Source organism: Streptomyces ossamyceticus, from assembly GCF_001418475.1.
GTDB lineage: Bacteria > Actinomycetota > Actinomycetes > Streptomycetales > Streptomycetaceae > Streptomyces > Streptomyces ossamyceticus.
Genome location: NZ_LIQX01000870.1, coordinates 1 through 3,016, shown reverse-complemented (window position 1 = coordinate 3,016; position 3,016 = coordinate 1). Strand labels below are relative to the sequence as shown.

The window sequence follows — 3,016 nt, the reverse complement described above, 5'->3', positions numbered from 1 at the left end:
AGCCCCAACGCCTGCTGGGCGGCGGCCTGCGCGCTGGTCAGCGGCGCGCCGAACACACCCGGGGCCGGGCCCGCGCCCTGCGGACCCACGCCCTGGGGGCCCGCGGCCGGGGAGTTGGTACGGAACGCCATGGTGCCGTCGGCCCGCGACGCCTCCGGGCCCCCGCCCGCACCCGTGGTGGGGCGGCGGAAGACCACCGTGCCCTCGGGTGCGCCGGTGTCGTCGTCCGCCGGTGGGATCGTCGCCGTGCCGTCCGTGCTCGCCGTGCGGCCCGACTCGGGGGCCGGGTCGGCGGCGTCCGCCGCGAGCGGGACCCGCGGGTCGGGGCCCTGGCCGGTCGGCCGGGGTGAACCCCAGGAGACCCGGCGGTCCTTGTCGCCGCCGAACCCGGTCTGCCGGGAGCGGTCGGCGCCCCACGCGGAGGCGGGTTCGGGGCGGTTGCCGTGCAGGGTGGCGGCGGACGGCCGGCCGGCGGGCGCGCCCGGCTCGGGGTCCTCGTCGAAGAAGTGCGGGCCCGTCTCCTCCACGGCCGGGGAGCCGGGGGGCGGGGCGAGCGGTTCGCCGTCGGTGGGCGCCGGACGGCTCGTACCCGGCACCCAGGCGGCACCGTTCCAGTACCGGACATATCCAGGAATGGAGGGGTCCGGGTAATACCCTTCGCGGGGCCTGTCGTCGCCGGGGGCCGGGGTTGGGGCGCTCATGTCCGTCGTCCCGTATCTGCTCGGGGGTGGAAGAGGGGGCATCCACATCTACCAGACGGGCGCAAGTCCCATGACCGCTGCCGCCGGACCCGCCCCTTTCGAGCACGGGATCTGCTACCGGCCGGACCCGCGCGCGGGGCGTCCGCACGCCCGTCCGCACGACCGTCGGCGGGCTCGTCGGAAAAAGTTCCGCGGACCCGCGTAATGAAGGAGGCCCCGCTCCCCTCTCACTCGTACGGGCCCGCATCCGGGTCCCGTACCGGAGAGGAATGACCACCATGAGGCACACCGTCGTGGAACGCGAGCTGGAGCTGCGGCTCGTCCTGTCGCCCGAGCAGAGCGTCCCCGTACCGGCCAAGCTGGGCTACCGCAGCGACGACCCGTACGCCGTCCACATCACCTTCCACATCAACTCCGACCGGCCCGTGCACTGGACGTTCGCGCGGGAGTTGCTGGTGGAGGGGGTGTTCCGGCCGTGCGGAGGCGGCGACGTCAGAGTGTGGCCGACGAAGGTGTCGGGCCGCGGTGTGGTGTTGATGGCTCTCAGCTCGCCGGACGGGGACGCGCTCCTGGAGGCGCCGGCCGCCGCCGTGTCGGCCTGGCTGGAGCGCACGCTGCGGATCGTGCCGCCGGGCTCGGAGTTCGAGATGCTGCGGATCGACGACGGGCTGGCCGAACTGCTCGCCCGGTGAGGCGGCTCCCTCAGAACAGCTTGCCCGGATTGAGGATGCCCAGCGGGTCGAAGACGGCCTTCACCGCCCGCTGCATCTCCATGCCCACCGGGCCGATCTCCCGCGCCAGCCACTCCTTCTTCAGGATGCCCACGCCGTGCTCGCCGGTGATGGTGCCGCCGAGTTCCAGGCCGAGGGCCATGATCTCGTCGAAGGACTCGCGGGCGCGCCGGGACTCGTCGGGGTCTGTCGCGTCGAAGCAGACGGTGGGGTGCGTGTTGCCGTCGCCGGCGTGCGCGCAGACCCCGATGGTCAGGTCGTACTTCTCGGCGATGCGCTCCACGCCGTCGAGCATGTCGCCGAGCCGGGAGCGCGGCACGCACACGTCGTCGATCATCGTCGTCCCCTTGACCGCCTCCAGCGCGGTCAGCGACATCCGCCGGGCCTGGAGCAGCAGTTCGGACTCGGCCGCGTCGTCCGCGGGGACGACCTGGGTGGCGCCCGCGGCCTCGCACAGCTCCGCCACCGCCGCGAGGTCGGCCGTGGGGTCGGGGGTGTCGAACGCGGCGAGCAGCAGCGCCTCGGTGGTCTCCGGCAGGCCCATGTTGCCGAGGTCGTTGACGGCCTTCACCGTCGTACGGTCCATCAGTTCGAGGAGCGAGGGGACGTGCCCGCCGGCCATGATCCGGCACACCGCGTCGCACGCGGCGGCCGCCGACGCGAACTCCGCCGCCAGCACCAGCTGTCGGGGCGGCTGCGGCTTGAGGGCGAGGACCGCGCGGACGACGATGCCGAGCGAGCCCTCCGAGCCGACGAACAGCCGGGTGAGGTCGTATCCGGCGACGCCCTTGGCGGTGCGCCTGCCCGTCGACATCAGCCGCCCGTCGGCCAGCACGACGTCCAGGCCGAGGACGTACTCGGCGGTCACCCCGTACTTCACGCAGCACAGGCCGCCGGAGGCCGTGCCGATGTTGCCGCCGATGGTGCACATCTCCCAGCTGGAGGGGTCCGGCGGGTAGGCGAGTCCGTGTTCGCCGACGGCGCGGGAGAGGGCGGCGTTGACGACGCCCGGCTCGACGACCGCGATCCGGTCCACGGGGTTGACCTCCAGGATCCGGTCCATCTTGGTGAGGGACAGCACGACGCAGCCGTCGGAGGCGTTGGCCCCGCCCGACAGTCCCGTACGGGCGCCCTGCGGGACCACCGGGACACGCAGCTCGGTGGCGGTGCGCATCACGTGCTGCACCTGTTCGACCGTCCGCGGCAGCACCACGACCGCCGGGGCGCCGGCCTCGCAGAAGCTCGCCATGTCGTTCGCGTACGAGGCCGTGACGTCCGGGTCGGTGAGCACGGCCTCCGGCGGCAGGCCGCTGAGCAGTCGGTCGACGAGGTTGCCGGTCGCTTCGTCGCGCGGGGCTTCGATACGGCTCATGATCACAGGTTCGCACTCACGGCCATCGGTGTGAAGGCCGTCGCCGCGAGCCGCCGGGTACGGGATGTGATCGTCGCGGGGACGCACAGTGATCGACATGAGCGGTGTGAGGAACGAGGAGTCGGCGGCGCCGGGGGCGGACGGGGGCCGGGGGAACGGCCCGGAGGGCGGTGCCTGGCGGTGGCGAAACGACACTGCGGCCCGGGCCGCAG

Annotated in this window: 3 protein-coding genes; 1 reads left to right on the top strand and 2 read right to left on the bottom strand. The window is 73.6% G+C overall.

Features of this window, described 5'->3' with window-relative positions; all coding sequences use genetic code 11:
- Window positions 1–701: DUF2510 domain-containing protein (locus AOK15_RS39945; RefSeq protein ID WP_157870522.1), on the bottom strand; the 701-nt coding region annotated here is incomplete at its 3' end.
- Window positions 702–979: 278 nt separating this feature from the next.
- Here AOK15_RS39945 and AOK15_RS39940 point away from each other — a divergent pair.
- Entirely contained in the window at window positions 980–1,393 is a 414-nt protein-coding gene (locus AOK15_RS39940; RefSeq protein WP_055524004.1) for an SsgA family sporulation/cell division regulator, read from the top strand.
- Window positions 1,394–1,403: 10 nt separating this feature from the next.
- On the opposite strand, the gene AOK15_RS39935 is transcribed toward AOK15_RS39940, so the two are convergent.
- Window positions 1,404–2,810, bottom strand: a complete 1,407-nt coding sequence (locus tag AOK15_RS39935) for an FAD-binding oxidoreductase (RefSeq protein WP_055524006.1) — start codon at window positions 2,808–2,810, stop codon at window positions 1,404–1,406.
- Window positions 2,811–3,016 lie beyond the last annotated feature (206 nt).

Excerpts from the sequence above, each read along its gene's own strand:
- AOK15_RS39940 (WP_055524004.1), top strand. The coding sequence starts at position 980 with ATGAGGCACACCGTCGTGGAACGCGAGCTGGAGCTGCGGCTCGTCCTG.